We start from the raw sequence: 19835 nt of genomic DNA, 5'->3' as shown, positions 1-19835 counted from the left end.
TATGTCTTAGAGCACACAGAATAAAAATATCAACACCCAAGTTACGACAAATACATCCACCCAACCAACACACATACCCCGAAGAAATATAAGAAAATACACTCTTCTAACCTGAAAAACTTTCTATAGAATAACTCTCGTGGACCCTCTTAACATCTTTGGACTAGCCCATCTACCTACGTGGTTAGCGTTAACACTCTTCATCCTCGATATCACCTTACGTATTATCGCAATCTGTTGGCTACCCTATAACCGCAAACCCGTGGTTGCTCTCGGCTGGCTCATGGCAATATTCCTCGTCCCATATATCGGGTTTGTTGCCTTCTTGCTCTTTGGATCTTCCCGACTACCACGACACCGAAGAATCCGACAACGCACCATCAACGACATGATGAAAGAGATACTCGCATCCAAAAATGCTGATGAAGAATCCCGTTCCGTCCTCGGAGCACATGGAGAACTCCCTGAACCAGCACGAGTAGCAGCGAACCTCAACTACAAGCTCGGAGCACTCCCCCTCGTCGGTGGCAACACTTTCACACTCATCAAAGATAACCACCAAGCTATCCGACAGATGACAGAAGAAATCAATCGGGCAGAACGATACGTACACTTCGAGTTTTATATTGCCGCCTACGACAACACCACCAAACCGCTATGGGATGCGCTTCTTGCAGCACACCAACGCGGAGTACTGGTCAAAATCATGATTGACCATTGGGGCTCTCGAAAATACCCCAATTGGAAAAAACTCTGCAAACTCCTTGACGACTCCGGAATCAATTGGCAACTCATGTTGCCCCTGAAACCATTCCAAGGTAAATGGCAACGACCAGACCTACGTAACCACCGCAAAATCGTCATTGTCGACGGACGCATCGCATTCTCCGGCTCACAAAACGCTATCGACCGTTCCTACAATCTACCTGCCAACCTCAAAAAAGGACTCGTCTGGCAAGACCTTACGTTCTCATGCACCGGCCCCGTTGTTGAAGAACTTAACGCCGTCTTCATCTCAGACTGGTACTCCGAAACACGAGAACTACCACTGAACGAAATCGAAACAGCTATTCCCCGTGTACACAGCGGAATGTTGGCACAAATTGTTCCATCGGGCCCCGGATTCGAAACGGAAAACAACCTACGCCTCATCAACTACCTCATTTACAATGCAGAACGACGCATCGTCGTCTGCTCCCCCTACTTCGTCCCAGAAGAAACACTCTTACAAGCACTCACCAATGCAGCACTATCAAAAATTGATGTCACCCTCATCGTCTGCGAAAAAGGAGACCAGTTCCTACCCAATATGGCTCAACGCTCCTACTACGAGAAACTTCTCCACGCCGGAGTCAACATCAAACAATATCCCGGGCCAACCGTATTGCACTCAAAATACATGTTTGTAGATGACCATCTCACCTTCATTGGATCATCAAACATGGATCCGCGCTCATTTGCGCTCAACCTCGAAGTATCCACCTTCATCGTCGATACAGGAATGGTTAAAGAGTTAGAAAGCATCTCTGAAGAATACATCTCTCAATGCAAAACCCTCCGATACGACGAATGGGTTGCCCGCCCCAACCGTATCAAGGTCGTAGAAAATATCTGTAGGCTCTGGTCATCGCTCCTTTAAAAGATTAGGGTTCTCTCTGATATACCCCCTACACCAAAGAGAACCCTAACATTGCGAATCATTACCAGAAGAAAAACTCTTATAAACGCTCTGCCTGATTCTGAGCCAAGCTCAAAAACTGACGGGCAGGAGTGTCAGCAGCATTAGGACCACCAGCAAAAGCGCCACGATATGCTGCCGCAGGATGACGCTCATTCACACGTGTATGCCCCACACCAAAAAGATTCTCACGTAATGTATTCCCCTCATACTCTGTGCGATACCGGCCACGCTTTTGAAGCTCAGGAACAACAAACTCCACAAAATCTTCAAAAGAGCCAGGAGATACATGGTAGGCAAGGTTGATACCATCTAAATCTCCCTCGTCAATCCAGCGCTCCAACTCATCGGCGACAGTCTGAGCAGAGCCAACAATTACATCACCCATACCACCGATAGCGCAATGACGAGCAATATCAGCACGAGTCCACTTCGTCGTCTGAGACTGCAAGGTAAAAGGTGTCAAAAAGGATTGAATGGATTCCGTCTTGACATACTCAAGAATCTCGTCCTCATCAAATGCTGAAAGATCAACACCAGACCAACCACCAATAATCCCTTGAGAAGACTCTACATCCACATATTTCAAATAATCCTGATACTTCTGCTGTGCTTTCTCGTCTGTCTCGTCAACTACCACCGAAAGCATGGCAAGAATCTTCACATCATCACGACGCCGACCGGCACGTTCAGCCTCATCACGGATACGAGAGGTCACATGCCTAGTCAAATCTGGACGTAACGCAGAAATGAAAATCGCCTCGGCATGTTTCCCCGAAAAAGCCTGACCGCGAGAAGACGCACCAGCCTGAAAAATAACGGGAGTACGCTGAACAGACGGCTCGGTCAAAGAAATTCCAGGAACTTGAAAATACTTGCCCTGATGCAAGATAGGATGAATTTTCTCAGGATCTGCGAAAATCCCGCGCTGACGGTCACGTAGCACCGCTCCGTCTTCCCAAGAGCCTTCCCACAACTTATAACAAACGTCGAGAAACTCGTCAGCAATTTCGTATCGTTCATCATGCTCAATCTGACCGGCAAGCCCCTGATTCTCTGCCGCAGATTGAAGATAAGAAGTCACCACGTTAAAACCAACACGACCACCCGTTAAATGATCTAACGTCGCATAAGAACGAGCCAAAGTATAAGGCTGGTTATACGTCACGGCAGCTGTCACTCCAAAACCAAGATGTTCCGTGACTGCTGCCATCGCCGAAATCTGTAAGAACGGGTCACCTACCGGTACCTGTGCACCATCACAAAGTACGGGTGCAACAGAATCCTTATATACGTCGTATACGCCCACCACATCAGCGATAAAGACCGCGTCAAAAAGCCCTTTTTCGCACACTTGAGCTAAATCTGTCCAATATTTAATGGTGTTATATTCATCGGCTCGCGAGCGCGGGTGACGCCATAAGCCGAAGCTTTGGTGGCTTGTTGTTGTCATATCAAACGCATTGACAACGATACGTTTTTTAGAAGAAGACGGTGTCGTAGTGGGTTGTTCTGTCGTGGCGGTATGAGTTGCCATAAGTTTTTTCCTTTGCGTTCTTAGAGGAGAGAGCCCTCCTCTATGAGGCGTGGCATGTCGAAAACCATATTTTTCGGTGTTGATATGCCCGACGCATAGGCGCCGTATTTGCCGTTGTGATTATTTTGAGCCGGATCTTCATCTGGGGCACCCCGCTACGGAAAGAGGGTTGCCGTCCAACGAGCCAGAGCTTGACGTTGGAACTCGTGATCGCTGGGTTTAGCTTATAAAAAGTTCTTCTTGGTACCCAAGAGCTTCAGTGTTTATTGCGGTGGGTGACGTTCGCTAAGGAATATGACTCTATGCAACGTCATGTGTTCATCTGCTGGCAATGGAAAGTAACGTCTAGATGAATGTGTACGGAAGGTATTACGGTAGAACTCGTCTAAACCATCCAGAGCGACTGAGAGACCTGGCTCTAAGACGTCGCAGCAACCTCGCTTATGCGGTGGTGCTAACGCCAGAAACGATGGGAGTATCGATGTCGTATTGTTCGTCTTTTTCTTATTCAGACCCTCGAAATCAGGTGCAGAATCCGGCAGATGTTTCAGATCAAGAACGTATTGATTTTTGGGCAAGGCAGGCGCGAGAACGTCTTAGTTGGGGGAAGCTATGGGATGAGGATAAAACGCATGAGTTTATTCCTCCTCGTTTAGTAGACGTTCGTGAAGATGGTGTTCAAGAATTTTCTGTTCCAACGATTAAGTGGTTTGAGGGTGGTCAGCTCAACGTTGCCTATAACTGTGTGGATAGGCATGTAGAGCAAGGTTTTGGCGACAAGGTTGCGCTTTTCTTTGAGGGTGAACCTGGTGATCGTGAAGCTATCACTTATGCTCAGTTGCAACGCCGTGTGGCTCAGGCGGCACATGGTTTAGAGCGTTTGGGTGTGGTTAAGGGTGATCGTGTTGTTGTTTATTTGCCGGTGATTCCTGAAACTATTATTTTTGCTCTTGCCTGTGCGCGTATTGGGGCGATTCATTCTCTTGTTTTTGGCGGTTTTTCGGCGGAGGCTTTGAAGTTTCGGGTAGAGGATACCGGTGCCAAGGTATTAATTACAACTGATGGTCAGAATCGTCGGGGTAAGGTTGTTCCGGTCAAGTCGATAGCGGATGAGGCGTGTTCGTCTGAGAATAATATTGAGCATGTGGTGGTGGTGAACCGTACCTCAGCTACCGAGCAGGAAAGACAGAGTGTTCCGTGGTGTTTGGGGCGAGATGTTTGGTATCACGATTTGATTGAGGGTGTTCCAGATACGCATGATTACCCATTGCATGATGCTGAAGATCCGTTATTTATTATTTATACGTCGGGGACAACGGGCCAGCCTAAGGGTCTTGTTCATACTATGGGCGGGTATTTGACGCAGACGGCGTATTCTCATGCGTTACTTTATGATTTATTACCCGATATTGTTGATGCTGATGGTGTGCTTCGTCCTGATGAGTTAGCTACTCGTAATAATCGGCAAAAAGTTGCGGATACTGTTCATTGGTGTACAGCCGATTTGGCGTGGGTGACAGCTCATACTTATGAGATATATGGGCCGTTGGTCAATGGCGTAAGTCAAGTAATTTTTGAAGGTACACCTGATACTCCTACTTTTGAACGGCATTTTGAAATGATTGAACGCTATGGTGTCACAAACTATTACACGGCGCCAACGTTGATTCGTTCGTTGATGGGGGCTTTCCCGCATGGCCCAGAGCCTGGAAAATATGATTTTTCGTCGGTTCGTCTTTTGGGTTCTGTGGGTGAGTCGATTAATCCACAAGCTTGGTATTGGTTACGTGAGCATATTGGTTCTGGTCGTGCTTCCTTTATTGATACGTGGTGGCAGTCTGAGACAGGTTCAACGATCTGTTCTCCTCGTCCGCATGATCCTCAGTTTGCGCCTGAGGGGACTTTTGAGCAGGGTACTCCAGGTATAGCTGTCAAACCAGGTTGTGCTACTCGTGCTATTCCGGGGGTTTCTGTGCGTGTTGTTGATGAGCACGGTGAGCCGGTTCAGACGGGAGCTCAAGGGTTCATTGTGGTTGATAAAGTGGGCCCGTCGATGGCTCGTACTGTGTGGAAAAATCCTCAGCGTTATCTTGATTCTTATTGGAGACATTATGGGGAGCGTGGCTGGTTTTTGGCTGGAGATGGCGCAAAGCAAGATGAGGACGGGGATATTTATATTCTGGGCAGGATTGATGATGTTATTAATATTTCGGGGCATCGTCTTTCGACGATTGAAATTGAGTCAGCTTTAGTACGTCATGAGGCTGTAGTTGAGGCTGGTGTTTGTCCTGTTGAGGATGAGTTGACGGGGCATCAAGCAGTAGCTTTTGTGACACTTAGTGATGAGGGTAAGGCGTTGTCTTCTTCTGAGCTACGTAAGGTGTTGGAGTTGCATATTCGTTCTGAGATTGGCCCTATTGCAAAGCCTAAAGATGTGGTGGCGGTTGCTGAGATTCCTAAGACTCGTTCAGGGAAGATTACTCGTCGTTTGTTGTCTCAGTTGTATGAGAGGAAACCTCTAGGAGATACGTCGTCTTTGCAAAATGATGAGGCGTTGCGGGATATCGCTCAGGTTTTGTCTTGCTCATGAGGGCAGGCAAAAATCATGGTTGTTTCAACAGTATCGAGATGCGAGTGTACTAATTCACTAACATCACATGATTATTTGCGTGGTTGGAGTCTTTCATCCTAAGAACCTCTATGCGAGATGCTCTCATCGAAGAATATCCTTACTATCCGCTTTAAAAACAATGTTCGTGAAAGGGCGGCTTACCGTGTGTGGTAAGCCGCCCTTTCGGACAATACTACCTGTACCGGTGGTCTGTACATGCTGTAGCATGTATCGGTATTTATTGAAGTCATTCTATCGATATGAAACGTCAGAAAGAGGCATGCGTATGCAGGTATGGGATCCAAGCGTGCTCTTTAGAGTGGTCGATGTAGCAGCAGTTGTTGCTAATGGTTTGCTCGGTGGCGCAGTTGCTCGCGCATTCCGCTTTGATGTTGTAGGTTTTATTCTCTTAGCGGTGCTCTCCGGTATGGGTGGAGGGCTAATCCGTGATGTTCTTCTTAACACTGGTTTACCCGTTGCATTGACTGATTCTGCGTATTGGGCGGGTGCTCTCATCTCAGCATTGTTAGCGTACTGTATTGATTTGGGGAGTCGTTGGGCTAACCGTGTTTTAGTTGTTGTGGATTTTCTGGGTATGGGTTGTTGGGCCGCTACAGGAACTATTAAATCTTTAGGTATTGGGCTTCATTGGCTTCCGGCTATTGCCCTTGGTGTGGTGACCGCGGTGGGCGGTGGCGTATTGCGAGATATGATGGTCAACCGTATTCCAGCTATCTTGGGAGGTAATTCTCTCTATGCGACAGTAGCGGTTGTTGGCGCGGCAGAGACTGCTCTATGTACGACACTTTTTTCTTCTCCTAATATTGGGATGGGCATATCCATTATTTCGTGTCTAGTTTTTGGGCTTCTTGCGCACACGAGGCGTTGGCAGTTGCCGGAGCCTGTTAAGCTTTCTGTTCCTCGACCACGTTTCAGACGTAAAAAACCTGAGACTCATACGATTGCTGGTGAAGGCTGGACGCCGGGGAATCCTCTTACCGAGAATTTAGAAGTTATTCCGATGAGCCAGGTCAAAAGAACATCACACAAGTAATGACATACCTGTTTTTAACGGTGATATATGCAGAACCCCGCAGCTAGTCTGCGGGGTTCTGCATAGGGTTGAGGTGTTGTGGATGGTAAGAGGTTTTAGCCGTCGATATCCCTAAATTTTGTAGGTGACGACGTTACTCAAAGCGAGAGCTCCGCCGTGTGCAGCATCTTGATAACGCCCAAAATGAACGTATGCTCCGCGATATGTCGTATCGGCGATGGGCGTAGAACGCGCCCCCGCAACATCAATAATGATGTTTGATGGTCGGACGATAATTTTGCCACGAATATCCTCACCTGCAACAAAAGGTGTGCGAGGGCGCAAGGTTACTAGTGGTGTTAGGTGCGCTGATCCAGCGTCAACACGTAGTAGCTGAACGACATCTCCTGAAACGTATGCACCGTTTTCATCGATGACGGATGCACCGGGGCGAATAGCTACGATGTATCCGCCGCCACGAGAGTTTGTGGTATCGAATTTTGCGGCGATACCAAAGGCTGAATCGTCTTCTCGCCCGAAGGCAAGATAACCGTATTGCCATGTTGTTTGAGGGAGGGCGTCTTTCCACTGCATCGTGAAGTTGATGACGTAACTATCAGCGGTGGATGTGCGGTGAGCTAATGGGCCTAGAAGGATAGAGTCGTCATAGGCTTGTTGATGGACGAGTTCACCGTTTTCCCAGCGGGGTAGGTTCACAACATCTTGTTGTCCAGCCGGTAGCATGCCGTGTAGTCGTCTGCCTTGTTCTAGGGCAAGGTTGGGGCTTGTTGTTCTTCCGCTGAGCCAGAAGGGGTCTGGCGACATGAATCCGCGAACACCTAGGGATGCAAAATGTTCTTGTACCCAACGACGGTGGGTTTCCCAGACGATAACGGGTTTTCCGAGATTGATAATTTGTGATATTTTTTCGTCGCTCATGGAGCTTTCAGTACGTCCAATGACGGTTTCGAAGAAGGGCACTCCCAGCATGTCGACGTTATCTGATGATGCTAATTGCGCAATGTCTTCGAAGGAATCGTGTGCGTCGAAGTAGCACCAGGTGGTGAATCCTGCTTCTTTTGCGTACCGAATGAAGCCGTTGTTGCCGTCGAATTCGCCTTTACCGTTGCGGAACATTTTAATGACGACTTGGTCTTGCATACCGCGGGCAGTTAGGAGTTCTAGCAGCTTGGGTTGACCGGCAGAGTCTTTAGCTTCAATGAAGAGAACAGCGGAGCCGCCTACGGATTGGTAGGGGCCGCCGGCTTCGGTTGCGAGGATGACGCCGAGGGCTTCTTCGAGGGTGGTGATGTGTACGAGGGGTGTGTTAGGTCCGAGGAAGTCTCTCATATCAATGAGAGGGCGTTTAACTTCGGCGAGGGTACTTGTGCTGACGTACCCTGTTTTTTCGGTGGTGGTGCGGCGTAGTGCGTTGTCGTGCATACAGACGAGTTCTCCGTCGGCGGTGGTACGCACTGATATTTCTACAGCTTGAGCGCCTTTGAGGATGGCTTGTTGATAGGCGTAGGCGCTGTGTTCAGGGTTGACGTCTCCTGCCCCACGGTGGGCTATGACGAATTGTTCTTGTGAGAGGAACTGTTCAACGAGTGTTGGTTGTGGTTGTTCTTCTGCGGTGTGGTTCTGTTCTTCTGCGTAGGCTGTTGTTGTGGCGGCGCTGAGTCCGAGTGTTGTGGTGGCTCCGGCTACCCAGCGGAGTGCGGTTCGACGGGATAAGCCATGAGAATGTTGTGGTATCGACATGGAGACTTTCTAAAATATGAGGTTATAGGGCCCTTGGGTATAAGGGTAATGTGGTCAGTTAGTTTTTACCAGATACGGTATCTGGAAAGATTATTCTCTCAGATAATGTTCTTGATGAGTTTTATCTCGTGATGTTTTTCTAGTTCAGGTTCTTCCCTGATTATGGCAAGGATTCTTTTGAGGAAAACACAGAGTTACTTATTTGATTCTCAAAACTTTTTTATTTTACCAATAGTTTTCAAAGAAAAATTTTCAGTTTTAGAGTTGATCATGAAAGCTGTCAAAACTGAAACCACGATAATACATCGTAGATACTTTAGACAACACTCTGCAAAAAAGTTTCACTATTTTAAAAATCTTTATTTTTGATCTGACCTGCGACGTCATTGATTTAAAGTTCAATTAATAATGATATTCGTCATCGTGTCGAGATACTCTAGAGAACAATTACCGTATAATCTCTAACGTCAAATATTTAAATATTTGCGGCCGCTTCTTGCGGTAATCATCTGTGGACATACCACGTATGAGAATCATTATAAGAATTATTCTCAGAGGTTTTCTTGGGGAAGAGAATCGGTAGTTCACATCTACGCAGGAAGGTGCTGACATACTTTGGGGAAGGTCATGTCAGCACCTTCCACCGCGTAAGAAACAACAAGCATAAAAGACTCATGCTCCTCAACGCAAGAAGGAACATGAGTCTTTTATGTATCTCAAGAAAACTATGCTGTTATTTGACGGCGTGAACTGACCACACCAGTATTAAAACCGGCAAGATGCAAACCCCCATGAAAACGGGCATGCTCAATTTTGATACACCGGTCCATCACGACATGCAATCCAGCCTGCTGGGCAATCTCGGCGGCTTCTTCATTCCACAAACCTAATTGCATCCACACGGTTTGAGCGCCGACCGCAATCGCTTCACGCACCACATCAGGAAGATCCTCATGGCGGCGAAAAATATCAACAATATCAGGAGCTTCAGGCAAATCCGCCAAAGTAGCATACACTTTCTGCCCTAACACCTGTTTCCCTTTCTGCGCTAACAGGGGGTTCACAAAAAAGAGCTGGTAATCGGCAGAAGAATTCAAATACGTTGCCACAAAATATGATGAGCGTGAAACTTTATCGCTCATACCGACAATAGCGACACTGCGACTACGACGAAGAATCCCTAAACGTTGCACAGCAGATGGTGCTTCCCACGTACGCTTCGTAGACATTAACGCACCTCCTGAGCAGAATTACCCTGTGATAATGATTCTTGGGTTCGCAGAATCTTTGCCCCATAATGGTCTTTACCCGTTGCGGCACTCAGCGCCTGATCTAAGTCCCATACAATGTCATCAAGGTCTTCTAACCCCACAGAAATACGAATCAAATCCTCCCCTACCCCAGCAGCGTCAAGTTGCTCCGCGCTGAGCTGCTGATGAGTTGTTGATGCAGGATGCAATACAAGCGTTTTTGCATCACCAATATTCGCTAAATGTGAAGCTAACTGAAGATTCTCAATAAAGCGCGCACCAACTTCACGAGCAGAATCTTCAGCGCCTGCAACAACACCAAAGGAAAACACAGACCCAACCCCTAAAGGCAGAAGTTTCTGCGCCCTCTCATAATGAGGATGATGAGCAAGACCAGCATAATTGATATAGCGAATACGGGCATCTTCATCAAGCCATTGAACAAGGCCTTGAGTGTTCTCCAGATGGGCGTCCATCCGCTGAGCTAAAGTTTCAACGCCTTGAAGCAAGTTAAATGCTGCTTGAGGACTTAAAGACGGGCCAAAGTCACGTAACTGTTCAGAACGCAGCTTCGTTAAGAATCCATATTCCCCAAAGTTGCCCCACCATGAGATGTTGTTATAAGAGGGAATTGGTTCTGTCATTGTAGGAAATTTTCCATTAGCCCAGTTGAAGCGGCCAGATTCCACCACAATACCGCCCAGAGTTGTCCCGTGACCACCAAGGAATTTCGTCATCGAATGAATCACAATATCTGCACCATGTTCTAGTGGACGAATTAGATACGGCGTTGAGAGCGTCGCATCCACCACCAAAGGAATGTTGTGAGAGTGTGCAATAGCGGCAAGACCTTCAAGGTCAGCTATCTCTCCAGAAGGATTAGCGACAACTTCGGTGTAGAGAGCCTTCGTTTCAGGGCGAATTGCATTCTCAAAATCTTGGGGGTCAGTTCCTGACACAAAAGTCGTATCAATACCGAATCTTCGCAAAGAGACATCAAGCTGAGTAATCGTCCCACCATATAGTTGAGAAGAGGCAACAATATGGTCTCCGCTTTGGCAAAGAGCCGCAAAGGTAATGAACTCGGCGGCCATTCCGGAAGCTGTGGCGACAGCTCCAAGACCACCTTCAAGAGAAGCGATACGTTCTTCTAAAGCAGCAACAGTAGGGTTTCCAAGACGTGAATAGATGTTGCCGTATTTTTGGAGAGAAAAAAGGTTGGCGGCATCTTGTGCGTCGTCAAAAACAAAAGAGCTTGTCTGATAAATCGGGACGGCGCGCGCCCCGTGGATCGCGTCAGGGGTAGCTCCGGCGTGGAGGGCACGAGTGCGAAAACCAAAGGTATGTTCAGCCACGGTATCTCCTCAAATGATGTAACACTGACGGGTCAACCCGTCACAAGACGTACCCCTATCTTGGCTGATGCACATCAGCAATGCACCATCGTGACGGCACATTGCTGATATTGCGTTTTATTGAGTTTTTATCGTTAAAAGTTACGTTATAACCTCACACAGGAACATCATCTAGATGTGATAGTCCGTAGTGTCATAAATATTCAAGAACTTTTGAATACGCTCTGAACTTGAGTTGAAGAACCCAGATGGGGCTCCCTCGTACACTATTTCTCCTTGGTCTAAGAAAATAATACGGTCCGCAACTTTCTGAGCGAACGCCATATTATGGGTGACCACAACTAAAGAGCGGTTCTCTCTCGCCAAAGCAATCAGGACTCTAATCACTTCGGCTTCTAGTTCGGGATCTAGTGCACTTGTTGGTTCGTCAAAAAGTAGATAATCCGGATTTACGGCTAAGGCACGAGCAATGGCGACACGTTGCTGCTGACCTCCTGAAAGGTGGTCTGGGTACGCGTCCGCGCGATGTTTCATTCCTACTTTGTCGAGTAGTTCACTAGCAAGAGCTTCAGCTTTTTCAGCGCTCAGGGTGCCGTTGAGCACGGGAGCTAAAGCCACATTTTTGAGTGCGGTGTAATGAGCAAAAAGGTTGAATTGTTGAAAGACCATCGCAGAGTGTGACCGAATTCGGCGAATGTCTTCCGTCTCAAGATTTTTGCTCAGGCTGACCGTATCAGAACCGATTGTTAGCGTTCCTTCTTCTGGTGTTTCAAGAAGATTTAAGCAGCGTAGCAATGTTGATTTACCAGATCCAGAGGGGCCAAGAATTACGGTAGTTTCACCATCATGCACATCGAAAGAGAGGTTTTTGAGGATGGTCTGTTCCCCGAAACTTTTTGAGATGTTTTTGACACTAAGCATGGGAACTCCTAATGTACCGGCTACTACGTTTTTCGAGGACTCTTTGCACCGCAGAAAGAGCGGTAAAGATTATGAGATATATCAGTGCAACCTCAACATACATTGCTAATGGTTCAAAGGTTCGTGCCGCTACTTGTTTTCCTGCTTGGAAAAGGTCAATCAAAGAGATGGTTGAAACAAGTGAAGTACCTTTTACTAAGTCAATGAGGTCATTACCTAATGGTGGTAAAGCAATACGTGTAGCTTGAGGAATAACAACATGTCGTAATGTTTGTTGACGTGTGAAGTTCAGCGTTTGTGCTGCTTCAAATTGTCCACGTGGGATAGATGCCACCGCTGCTCTAAATGTTTCTGCAACATAGGCACCAGTATTTAGACTTAAGGCAACGATGGCTGCCGTCCACGGGTCAAAAGTGATTCCTATTTTAGGTAGACCATAAAAGATGAGGAATAGCTGAACAAGCAGCGGTGTCCCTCGAAAGAACCATACATATCCTCGTGACATCCATTGGAGAAGGAAGAAGCGATGTGTTCTTAGGGCGGTTGCCACCAGCCCAATCAGCAGTGCAAGGATGAAGGAAACAACTGCTAATGGGATGGTGACTTGAATGGTTGCGATGAGTAGTTGAGGTAAGGATTCTGTCCAGAGGTTTAAAAAGTGGTCCATAATTTATGAGTTTTTAGGGGTGAGGTCTATACCCACGTATTTTTCGTAGATGGCTTTGATGTCGCCGTTGGTGAGGTGACGTTCTAAGGAGTCGTCGATAGCTTTTTTGAGTTCTGGTTGATCCTTAGGCATGAGAATTGCAGCTTCTGAGGTTCCGCCGAGTTGCCCGTCAAGAAGTCGAATAGGTGCTTCGGGGTGCTGTTGTTTGTAGATTTGGAAGGTGACAGCATCATTACCGCAGCAGTCTACACGTCCGGAGAGGACTTGTTCGATAGCCTCGTCAAAGCCGGTGACGGTGACGATGCGCGCTCCGGCAGCTTCTAGGAGTGTACGGAAGTTTGAGGTTTCAGATGAGGCTGCGGTATGCCCTGGGATGTCAGAGATGTTGCGCAATTCTGAAGAGTCAAGAACAGCTACTTTGCCTTCTGAACGAACATAGGTGGTAGAAAAGTCGTATTTTTTCTGTCGTTCTTCTGTTGGGGAAACATTGTTGATGACGATGTCGTAGCGGTCTGCGTCTACTCCTGCGATGAGCGAGTCCCAGAGCGATTCAACATATTCTGCTTTAACACCTAGGTCTTGGGCGATGAGGTCTCCGATTTCTTTTTCCATGCCGACGAGGTTTCCGGATTCATCGTGGTAATTCCAGGGGCGGTAAGTTCCTTCCATGCCGATGCGGATAGTGCCTCGTTCTTTAATCTGTTCCAGACGGTTGGTTTTTTGCGCCGGTTGGGAGGATGAGCATGCGGAGAGTAATCCGGCTAGGCTGAGGGCTCCGGTCAGGGCGATGGCAGAGCGTCTGTTCAGGGTGTTTTTCATGGGTTATTCCTCACGGTGTTGTTGATTTTTATATGGGATAGAAATTTTTAGGATGCGTTGAGTGCTGTGGTGAAGTCTTCGAGCAGGTCTTCGTAATCTTCGATTCCTACGGCTACTCGGATAAGCCGTGGGTGCACTCCAAACATGTCAAGGTGTTCTTGGGTGTAAGCGCCTTGAGTCATTGTTGCAGGTAGACATACAAGAGATTCAATACCGCCAAGGCTTACAGCAAAGCTGAAGATGTTGAGGGCTTCGATGAATTTTTGGATATCGTGTCCTTCTGCAAGGATGAAGGAGAATACTGCGCCTTGGCCTTGTGCTTGTTGAGATTGAATTTTTGTTTCTTCTGCGCTTGCAGAGCCGGGGTAAAGGATACAGTCTACTGCGGGGTGTTTCTTGATGGCTTGAATGAGGCGTTGTGCGTTCTCTTGTTGGCGCTCTAGGCGTAGGCCGAGAGTTTTAACGTTTTGGAGTAGACGGTAGGAGTCTGCAGGCGGGAGTATTCCACCGAGAATGAGTTGTGCTTTGTGAAGTTCTTCAGCTAGCTCAGGGTTATTTGTTGAGGCGACTCCGCCGAGGAGGTCAGCATGTCCAGATAGGTATTTTGTGGCTGATTGTACGGTGATGTCGGCGCCGAGTTCGAGGGGTCGTTGCAGGTATGGGGTTAAGAAGGTGTTGTCGACGACGACGATGGCCCCGTTTCGGTGTGCAATCTGGCTGATACGTGTAATGTCGCTGACTTTGAGGGTGGGGTTTGTGGGCGTTTCGAGGAACACCATGGTGACGTTATCTGAAAAGTCTTCATCGGAGAGGGTCGTGAAGTCTGCAATAAATTTGACGTGTGCTCCGCGTTTGGGAAGTTCTATGGTGGCAAAGCGGTAGTTTCCGCCGTAGCTGGGCATTCCCATCAGAAGTGTTTCGCCGTTGCGTACGAGTCCTAGTGCGGCGGAGCTTGCTCCCATTCCAGAGGAGTACACGTAGCTGTATTGTGCGTTTTCAAGTTGCGCCAATGTAGTTTCTACGGCGGTTCTGGTGGGGTTTGAACCGCGTTGGTATTCGTATTCTCCGGGTGTTCCGTCGCTAGGTTGTATGAAGGTGGAGGCTAGATAGATAGGAGGAACTATGGCATTTTTTTCGAGGTTATGTACGGCATGTATTGCTCGTGTGGTGAACCCTGCCATGTTTTCTCCTGAGGTGTAGGCGTGCGTTATCGTTGTGAGAACAAGCCTATATCCTCAGCAGTCAAATTGACGAGTTTTTATGACGCAATTGTTACGAAGATTATTTCCACTAGCCAACCGTGTTTTTTATGGGCAAAAAATATATTCCTCCAAAAGTATTAATTTTTTATTGCCAACCTCAGCGCCAAAAACGGTTCCGCGCGTGAATAGCAGAAGGACGAATCTGAACCCACGAAGGACACTGCAAACGCACAGCCCTTTCACAATCAGTCAACGCCACAATAATCGACTCACACCGTTGGTTGAAAGCGTGAACATACCCCTTAGCAACCACCTGCCCCGGAAAATGACGATGCATCTTCGACACAGAATCCGAGGACTCTTGAAGACCATGCCCAGAATGTCCCGGAATATGTTTAACAATCACACGATAATCACGAATCGCTTCAGTGAGTTTCATCATCTCAGCAACAACTAAATGATCTTGAACACCCTCATTTACCCATTTCTCAAAAGAGCAACGGTTATGGGCAAGACGCAAGACAAACGTCAAAGCCCCCAAAGAATCAGTATGAATCACTAGCTGACGCCCAGGGTGATAAAAAATATTAAATGCTGCCAACATGGCAGAAAGCTCACCAGTCATAATATTCGTCGCATCATAATGCAAATGGAAGTAGAAGCCTTCTTCGCTGACACCACCGATACCCATACGACCGCCGCGAGAATACTGCTTGTTCTTTGAAGCGCGGAAAGAACAGTCTGTAAAAACCTCATATACGGGTAATTCTTCTACAGGACGTTCACGTTGGTCTTCTTCTTTCTCCTGACGAGCTATCTCGGCAGCACGCTGAATATGCTCATCCAGAATTTTTCGGTCACAATCACTCGTCAACCGGATATGTAATTCCCCCAAAGAATATGAGTCTTGAGGATTCAATAATTTATCGATAGGACGATACTGCATAATGGTGCGTAACGTTGGAAACTGCTGAAAAAGAAGCTTCAAATAGCGCACATGAGCAGTAACCGTCACCAAATTATTCTTATAGAGCGCTGGGATATACTCCCAACATTTAAGAATCGCTCTGCCAATCATGCGAACATGTGCCTCATCGCATGGCTCTAAAAGTGAATGAGAACAAGAGTCCGTCACCGGCTCAATCTCAAGTATTTCTCGATCACCGTTCTCACGGGAAATAAATATCAAACATGACAGCCCTGTATAACATCGTCCTTTTTCTTGAATTGATTCCATTAAGAGCGCGATAACAGCTACTCCTAAGTCTATAAACCCTTCTGGATACGAGGATGTATAGTCTGGGGCTTCCCATGTAAGCGTAGTTTTTTTAATATGTGCTGGTGATATTTTCATCTTCTCCACCTCCTTAAGTTGGAATGTTCCATCATTAAATATGTGGCGTGATGCCATCTGTCGAGCGGCTAACCCGCTCCTTATGATGCGCTGATAAATCGTTAAGATTTTTACTGATAAAACACTACGCAGGTGCAAGAAAATTATTCAATATTTAGGGTAAAGACTAGTAGAGGTGCCTCATTCTTAAGGCTTTACGTATGGTTGTTGAGTCATCGCACTATCGTTTGCACATATATCCACACCTAGCTACGTAATATTGCTATCAGGTGTTTTCTCAGCGTTGCGCGTGTATTCAAAACAGGCGCTTGTATCATGAGGTCTAAAAAACAGCGAACAGAACATCGCGTGAACCGCTCTTATGAGAACTTAGAGCAGTAGCTTGTCCTCGAGATACGACAAAGCATATAACCAATTTCTACCCCCTTACGTTCTTTAAAACAGTTATCCCATATATATCTTTTATATCTTTTCTATGTGAACGAATCAACACTTTTTCTCTGCAAGAGCAAAAAGACAGAATATCCGCAGACAGCTATCATGGAATGTCCCACGTGCTGATACGCCCCTCGTCATCAGCCTCAAGCGGTGATAGGTTGATACCCCACACACAAGGAACCAAACACCCATATACTTTAAGGAGCATCATGATCGGCGTGTACGCACAAGCAATCATTAAAACCACCCATGCCCAAGAGTTTGAAAAAATAGCGCAGCACCTTGTTGACAAAGCTCAAGAAGAACAAGGTATGGTCAGCTATAACTTTGGGTCACTAGCCACCGAAGAACAACCGGCAGAACACCGAGAATACGCATTCATCGAACGATGGGAGTCCATCGAAGACCTCGAAACTCATATGGATACTGAGCATTTCAAAAAAGCTGACCAACAATGCCAGCGCCTTCTAGCATCTCCCATGCAAATTACCATCTATGAGCTTCCCACAGCGTCCTAACTGCTGTTAGGCTCTAAATACACCACATAATATGAGCCACATCCCAACCATTCTCATGTTAGGAGCAAAACCATGATTGGTGTTTTTGCCAAAGTATCCATCAAAGCAGAATCTATCGAAGCATTCGAAAAATCTGCACACACCCTCGTAGAAGCAACACGCTCCAACGATGAAGGACTCATCAGCTACGACTTTGGAACTCTCTCAGAAGAAGGCACCGAAGGCGAATACGCCTTCATCGAACGCTGGGAATCTCATGACGCACTCAAAGAGCACATGGGCAAAGAGCACTTCACCACAGCTGTTGGTGAGTGGGAAGAATACCTCGCAGAGCCCCTACAGGTAAGCGTCTACGACTTCTAAAAATTAGCACTGTTCCTCAAGGATGAGAGAAACAGAGCACGAAGAAGGGTGGGGTGGCACAGACATTATGTCTGTGCCACCCCACCCTTTATGTTGAGCTAAAAATATTTTTTAGACAGAAGTCTCGTCGCTGTACTCCGGCGGAAGAATACGCACGCCACCCTTATCAGCAGAAGCGGCCATCATGCCATAGGCGCGAAGCGCCTTTGATACGCGACGCTCTCGCGGTTTTGAAGGATTCCACGGAACAGCACCCTTGCGAGCGCGACGCTGTTCAAGAACCTCGTCCGAAAGGTTAACACGCAAAATACGGCGAGAAACGTCAATCTCAATTTCGTCGCCTGTTTCCACTAGTCCAATCGCTCCACCTGCTGCAGCTTCAGGAGAAACATGTCCGATAGAGATACCCGATGTGCCGCCAGAGAATCTTCCGTCTGTGATGAGCGCACAGGTTTTTCCTAGTCCAAGACCTTTAAGATACGAGGTGGGGTAGAGCATTTCTTGCATACCGGGGCCGCCTTTGGGGCCTTCATATTGAATGACCACGATATCGCCGGCTTGAACATTCTTTGAAAGAATTTCTCGTACTGCTTCATCTTGAGATTCCACAACAAAAGCTTTGCCAATAAAATGGAAAAGTTCTTCATCAATGCCAGCAGATTTGATGATGGCTCCGTCTTGAGCGATATTGCCACGTAGTACAGCAAGTCCACCGTCTTTGGTGTAAGCATGTTCAACAGAGCGAATACACCCGTTCTGCGCATCGTACTCGAGAGATTCGTATTGATTTGCGGTAGAAAATGCTACTGTTGTGCGGACACCACCAGGTGCAGCTTTGAAAAGTTCTTGCGCTTGTTCACTTGCTTTTCCGGAACGAATATCCCATGTGTTAAGCCATTGTTCTAGAGATTCAGAATGGACAGAATGAACGTTGGTGTTCAGTAGCCCAGCACGGTATAGCTCACCTAAGAGAGCAGGAATTCCTCCAGCACGGTGAACATGCTCAATATGGTATTTGGTGGAGTTTGGGGCTACTTTTGCTAAGCACGGGACACGTCGTGAGATAGCGTCAATATCGTCGAGGGTGAAATCTACTTCTGCTTCGTGGGCAATAGCAAGAATGTGTAAGACGGTGTTGGTCGATCCTCCCATTGCGACGTCTAGTGCCATAGCATTTTCGAAAGCTTCTTTTGTGGCGATAGAACGAGGTAAAACGGAATCGTCGTCTTGCTCATAATAACGTTTAGTGAGCTCAACGATGGTTTTTCCGGCATTGAGGAAAAGTTCTTTGCGAGCAATTTGGGTCGCAAGAGTGGTGCCGTTACCGGGTAGTGCTAGTCCGATTGCTTCGTTGAGGCAGTTCATGGAGTTTGCGGTAAACATGCCGGCACAAGACCCGCAGGTGGGGCAAGCATTCTTTTCGATTTGTGCGAGAGCTTCATCGGAGACTGATTCGTCAACGGCCATCACCATAGCGTCAACAAGGTCGAGGCGGTGTTCTACGATGTCTTCGATACCTTCTCCGGATTCCATTGGCCCACCGGAGACAAAGATTGTAGGAATGTTAAGGCGCATTGCGGCAAGGAGCATTCCAGGTGTGATTTTGTCGCAGTTAGAGATGCAGACGAGGGCATCTGCTCGGTGCGCGTTGACCATGTATTCTACGGAATCTGCGATGAGGTCTCGTGAGGGAAGGGAATAGAGCATTCCATCGTGTCCCATGGCAATTCCGTCATCTACAGCAATGGTGTTGAACTCTTTTGCGACAGCGCCGGCTTCTTCGATAGCGCCGGCGACGAGTTGTCCCATATTTTTGAGGTGGACATGCCCTGGAACGAATTGTGTGAACGAGTTTGCGATGGCGATAATGGGTTTCCCGAAGTCTTCGTCGCCCATTCCGGTAGCACGCCATAGTGCGCGTGCACCAGCCATGTTACGACCGTGGGTAGAAGTACGTGAACGTAATTCGGGCATAGCTCTTCTTCCTTATGTTCTGTGGTGACTGTCCTCAAGTGTACGCCTGCTTCTGGGCAATCATTCAATTTCTTCCCGTGAAGTACTCATATTCCGAGAATATTGCTGCGCTAGTCTTAGCTTCCAATATGTGTTGAGGATACAACAGCTATCCAATTGTCCGTACCTGTAGCATAATATTGCGTTAAAATGAAAAAAATATGTCAAAAACTCTTATATGCCCCAAAGTACGTAACGCTTAGTTAACACGTAGACACTCTTATAAAGCACACCTAAACTTGTGCTGTACTGCCAAGCACTCATGGCTATATCCTTCCCACCTTTTATATGAGTGTTAGCAGCAGTTTTCGACGC

At 47.2% G+C, this 19835-nt stretch carries 15 protein-coding genes and 2 riboswitches; of the genes, 5 read left to right on the top strand and 10 right to left on the bottom strand.

What is annotated here, in order from left to right; translation table 11 throughout:
* Positions 1 to 139: 139 nt before the first annotated feature.
* Positions 140 to 1639 (top strand): cardiolipin synthase, encoded by a 1500-nt coding sequence (gene cls, locus ACN083_RS07940; protein ID WP_419102306.1) that lies wholly within the window; start codon positions 140 to 142, stop codon positions 1637 to 1639.
* Between the two features lie 79 nt (positions 1640 to 1718).
* Here cls and ACN083_RS07935 read toward each other — a convergent pair whose 3' ends face one another.
* A complete protein-coding gene (locus ACN083_RS07935) occupies positions 1719 to 3215 on the bottom strand; it encodes an LLM class flavin-dependent oxidoreductase (RefSeq protein WP_419102305.1) in 1497 nt (498 codons plus the stop codon).
* A 99-nt stretch (positions 3216 to 3314) separates the two neighbouring features.
* Positions 3315 to 3427, bottom strand: a riboswitch (SAM riboswitch).
* A 175-nt stretch (positions 3428 to 3602) separates the two neighbouring features.
* A riboswitch (SAM riboswitch) is annotated at positions 3603 to 3691 on the top strand.
* Between ACN083_RS07935 and ACN083_RS07930 the strand changes: the two genes are divergently transcribed.
* Together ACN083_RS07930 and ACN083_RS07925 are read left to right on the top strand one after the other, a co-directional pair.
* Positions 3685 to 5805 (top strand): AMP-binding protein, encoded by a 2121-nt coding sequence (locus tag ACN083_RS07930; protein WP_419102304.1) that lies wholly within the window; start codon positions 3685 to 3687, stop codon positions 5803 to 5805. (Overlaps the previous riboswitch by 7 nt.)
* A 301-nt stretch (positions 5806 to 6106) precedes the next feature.
* The gene (locus ACN083_RS07925; protein WP_419102303.1) at positions 6107 to 6880 is read left to right on the top strand and encodes a trimeric intracellular cation channel family protein; all 774 of its coding nucleotides are present in this window, start codon (positions 6107 to 6109) and stop codon (positions 6878 to 6880) included.
* A 111-nt stretch (positions 6881 to 6991) separates the two neighbouring features.
* Here the strand turns inward: ACN083_RS07925 and ACN083_RS07920 are convergent, their stop codons facing one another.
* The 8 genes from ACN083_RS07920 to ACN083_RS07885 form a co-directional block, all read right to left on the bottom strand.
* Positions 6992 to 8620: a glycerophosphodiester phosphodiesterase gene (locus ACN083_RS07920; RefSeq protein ID WP_419102302.1), complete on the bottom strand. Its 1629-nt coding sequence runs from the start codon at positions 8618 to 8620 to the stop codon at positions 6992 to 6994.
* 725 nt (positions 8621 to 9345) lie between these two features.
* Complete coding sequence (locus tag ACN083_RS07915) at positions 9346 to 9849, bottom strand: CoA-binding protein (RefSeq protein WP_419102301.1); 504 nt, start codon at positions 9847 to 9849, stop codon at positions 9346 to 9348.
* Positions 9849 to 11225, bottom strand: a complete 1377-nt coding sequence (locus ACN083_RS07910; protein ID WP_419102300.1) for an O-acetylhomoserine aminocarboxypropyltransferase/cysteine synthase family protein — start codon at positions 11223 to 11225, stop codon at positions 9849 to 9851. The genes ACN083_RS07915 and ACN083_RS07910 overlap by 1 nt, the downstream gene beginning before the upstream one ends.
* A 171-nt stretch (positions 11226 to 11396) precedes the next feature.
* Complete coding sequence (locus ACN083_RS07905) at positions 11397 to 12146, bottom strand: amino acid ABC transporter ATP-binding protein (protein WP_419102299.1); 750 nt, start codon at positions 12144 to 12146, stop codon at positions 11397 to 11399.
* Positions 12139 to 12813 carry an amino acid ABC transporter permease gene (locus tag ACN083_RS07900; protein WP_419102298.1) on the bottom strand — a complete coding sequence of 225 codons (675 nt, stop codon included), beginning with the start codon at positions 12811 to 12813 and terminating at the stop codon, positions 12139 to 12141. The genes ACN083_RS07905 and ACN083_RS07900 overlap by 8 nt, the downstream gene beginning before the upstream one ends.
* A 3-nt stretch (positions 12814 to 12816) precedes the next feature.
* The gene (locus ACN083_RS07895) at positions 12817 to 13632 is read right to left on the bottom strand and encodes a transporter substrate-binding domain-containing protein (RefSeq protein WP_419102297.1); all 816 of its coding nucleotides are present in this window, start codon (positions 13630 to 13632) and stop codon (positions 12817 to 12819) included.
* Positions 13633 to 13679: 47 nt separating this feature from the next.
* Positions 13680 to 14813 (bottom strand): trans-sulfuration enzyme family protein, encoded by a 1134-nt coding sequence (locus ACN083_RS07890; protein ID WP_419102296.1) that lies wholly within the window; start codon positions 14811 to 14813, stop codon positions 13680 to 13682.
* A 178-nt stretch (positions 14814 to 14991) separates the two neighbouring features.
* Positions 14992 to 16188, bottom strand: coding sequence for an RNase H family protein (locus tag ACN083_RS07885; protein WP_419102295.1), 1197 nt, complete (start codon positions 16186 to 16188; stop codon positions 14992 to 14994).
* Between the two features lie 647 nt (positions 16189 to 16835).
* Between ACN083_RS07885 and ACN083_RS07880 the strand changes: the two genes are divergently transcribed.
* Both ACN083_RS07880 and ACN083_RS07875 read left to right on the top strand, forming a co-directional pair.
* Positions 16836 to 17144 carry a putative quinol monooxygenase gene (locus tag ACN083_RS07880; RefSeq protein ID WP_419102294.1) on the top strand — a complete coding sequence of 103 codons (309 nt, stop codon included), beginning with the start codon at positions 16836 to 16838 and terminating at the stop codon, positions 17142 to 17144.
* 72 nt (positions 17145 to 17216) lie between these two features.
* Positions 17217 to 17507, top strand: a complete 291-nt coding sequence (locus ACN083_RS07875) for a putative quinol monooxygenase (protein ID WP_419102293.1) — start codon at positions 17217 to 17219, stop codon at positions 17505 to 17507.
* A 111-nt stretch (positions 17508 to 17618) separates the two neighbouring features.
* Here the strand turns inward: ACN083_RS07875 and ilvD are convergent, their stop codons facing one another.
* A complete protein-coding gene (gene ilvD, locus ACN083_RS07870) occupies positions 17619 to 19481 on the bottom strand; it encodes a dihydroxy-acid dehydratase (protein ID WP_419102292.1) in 1863 nt (620 codons plus the stop codon).
* Positions 19482 to 19835: the final 354 nt, after the last annotated feature.

The sequence above is a fragment of the Rothia sp. CCM 9418 genome, from assembly GCF_048512825.1.
Classification (GTDB): domain Bacteria; phylum Actinomycetota; class Actinomycetes; order Actinomycetales; family Micrococcaceae; genus Rothia.
The sequence above is the reverse complement of the archived record's forward strand: the minus strand, read 5'-3'. Positions and strand labels throughout refer to the sequence as shown.

What these genes read in the sequence shown, in the direction of transcription:
- ACN083_RS07880 (WP_419102294.1), top strand. Translation starts at nt 16,836, where the DNA reads ATGATCGGCGTGTACGCACAAGCAATCATTAAAACCACCCATGCCCAA.
- ACN083_RS07930 (WP_419102304.1), top strand. Translation starts at nt 3,685, where the DNA reads ATGGGAGTATCGATGTCGTATTGTTCGTCTTTTTCTTATTCAGACCCT.
- ACN083_RS07905 (WP_419102299.1), bottom strand. Translation starts at nt 12,146, where the DNA reads ATGCTTAGTGTCAAAAACATCTCAAAAAGTTTCGGGGAACAGACCATC.
- ACN083_RS07935 (WP_419102305.1), bottom strand. Translation starts at nt 3,215, where the DNA reads ATGGCAACTCATACCGCCACGACAGAACAACCCACTACGACACCGTCT.
- ACN083_RS07875 (WP_419102293.1), top strand. Translation starts at nt 17,217, where the DNA reads ATGATTGGTGTTTTTGCCAAAGTATCCATCAAAGCAGAATCTATCGAA.
- ACN083_RS07895 (WP_419102297.1), bottom strand. Translation starts at nt 13,632, where the DNA reads ATGAAAAACACCCTGAACAGACGCTCTGCCATCGCCCTGACCGGAGCC.
- ACN083_RS07915 (WP_419102301.1), bottom strand. Translation starts at nt 9,849, where the DNA reads ATGTCTACGAAGCGTACGTGGGAAGCACCATCTGCTGTGCAACGTTTA.
- ACN083_RS07925 (WP_419102303.1), top strand. Translation starts at nt 6,107, where the DNA reads ATGCGTATGCAGGTATGGGATCCAAGCGTGCTCTTTAGAGTGGTCGAT.
- ilvD (WP_419102292.1), bottom strand. Translation starts at nt 19,481, where the DNA reads ATGCCCGAATTACGTTCACGTACTTCTACCCACGGTCGTAACATGGCT.
- ACN083_RS07890 (WP_419102296.1), bottom strand. Translation starts at nt 14,813, where the DNA reads ATGGCAGGGTTCACCACACGAGCAATACATGCCGTACATAACCTCGAA.
- ACN083_RS07885 (WP_419102295.1), bottom strand. Translation starts at nt 16,188, where the DNA reads ATGAAAATATCACCAGCACATATTAAAAAAACTACGCTTACATGGGAA.
- ACN083_RS07900 (WP_419102298.1), bottom strand. Translation starts at nt 12,813, where the DNA reads ATGGACCACTTTTTAAACCTCTGGACAGAATCCTTACCTCAACTACTC.
- ACN083_RS07920 (WP_419102302.1), bottom strand. Translation starts at nt 8,620, where the DNA reads ATGTCGATACCACAACATTCTCATGGCTTATCCCGTCGAACCGCACTC.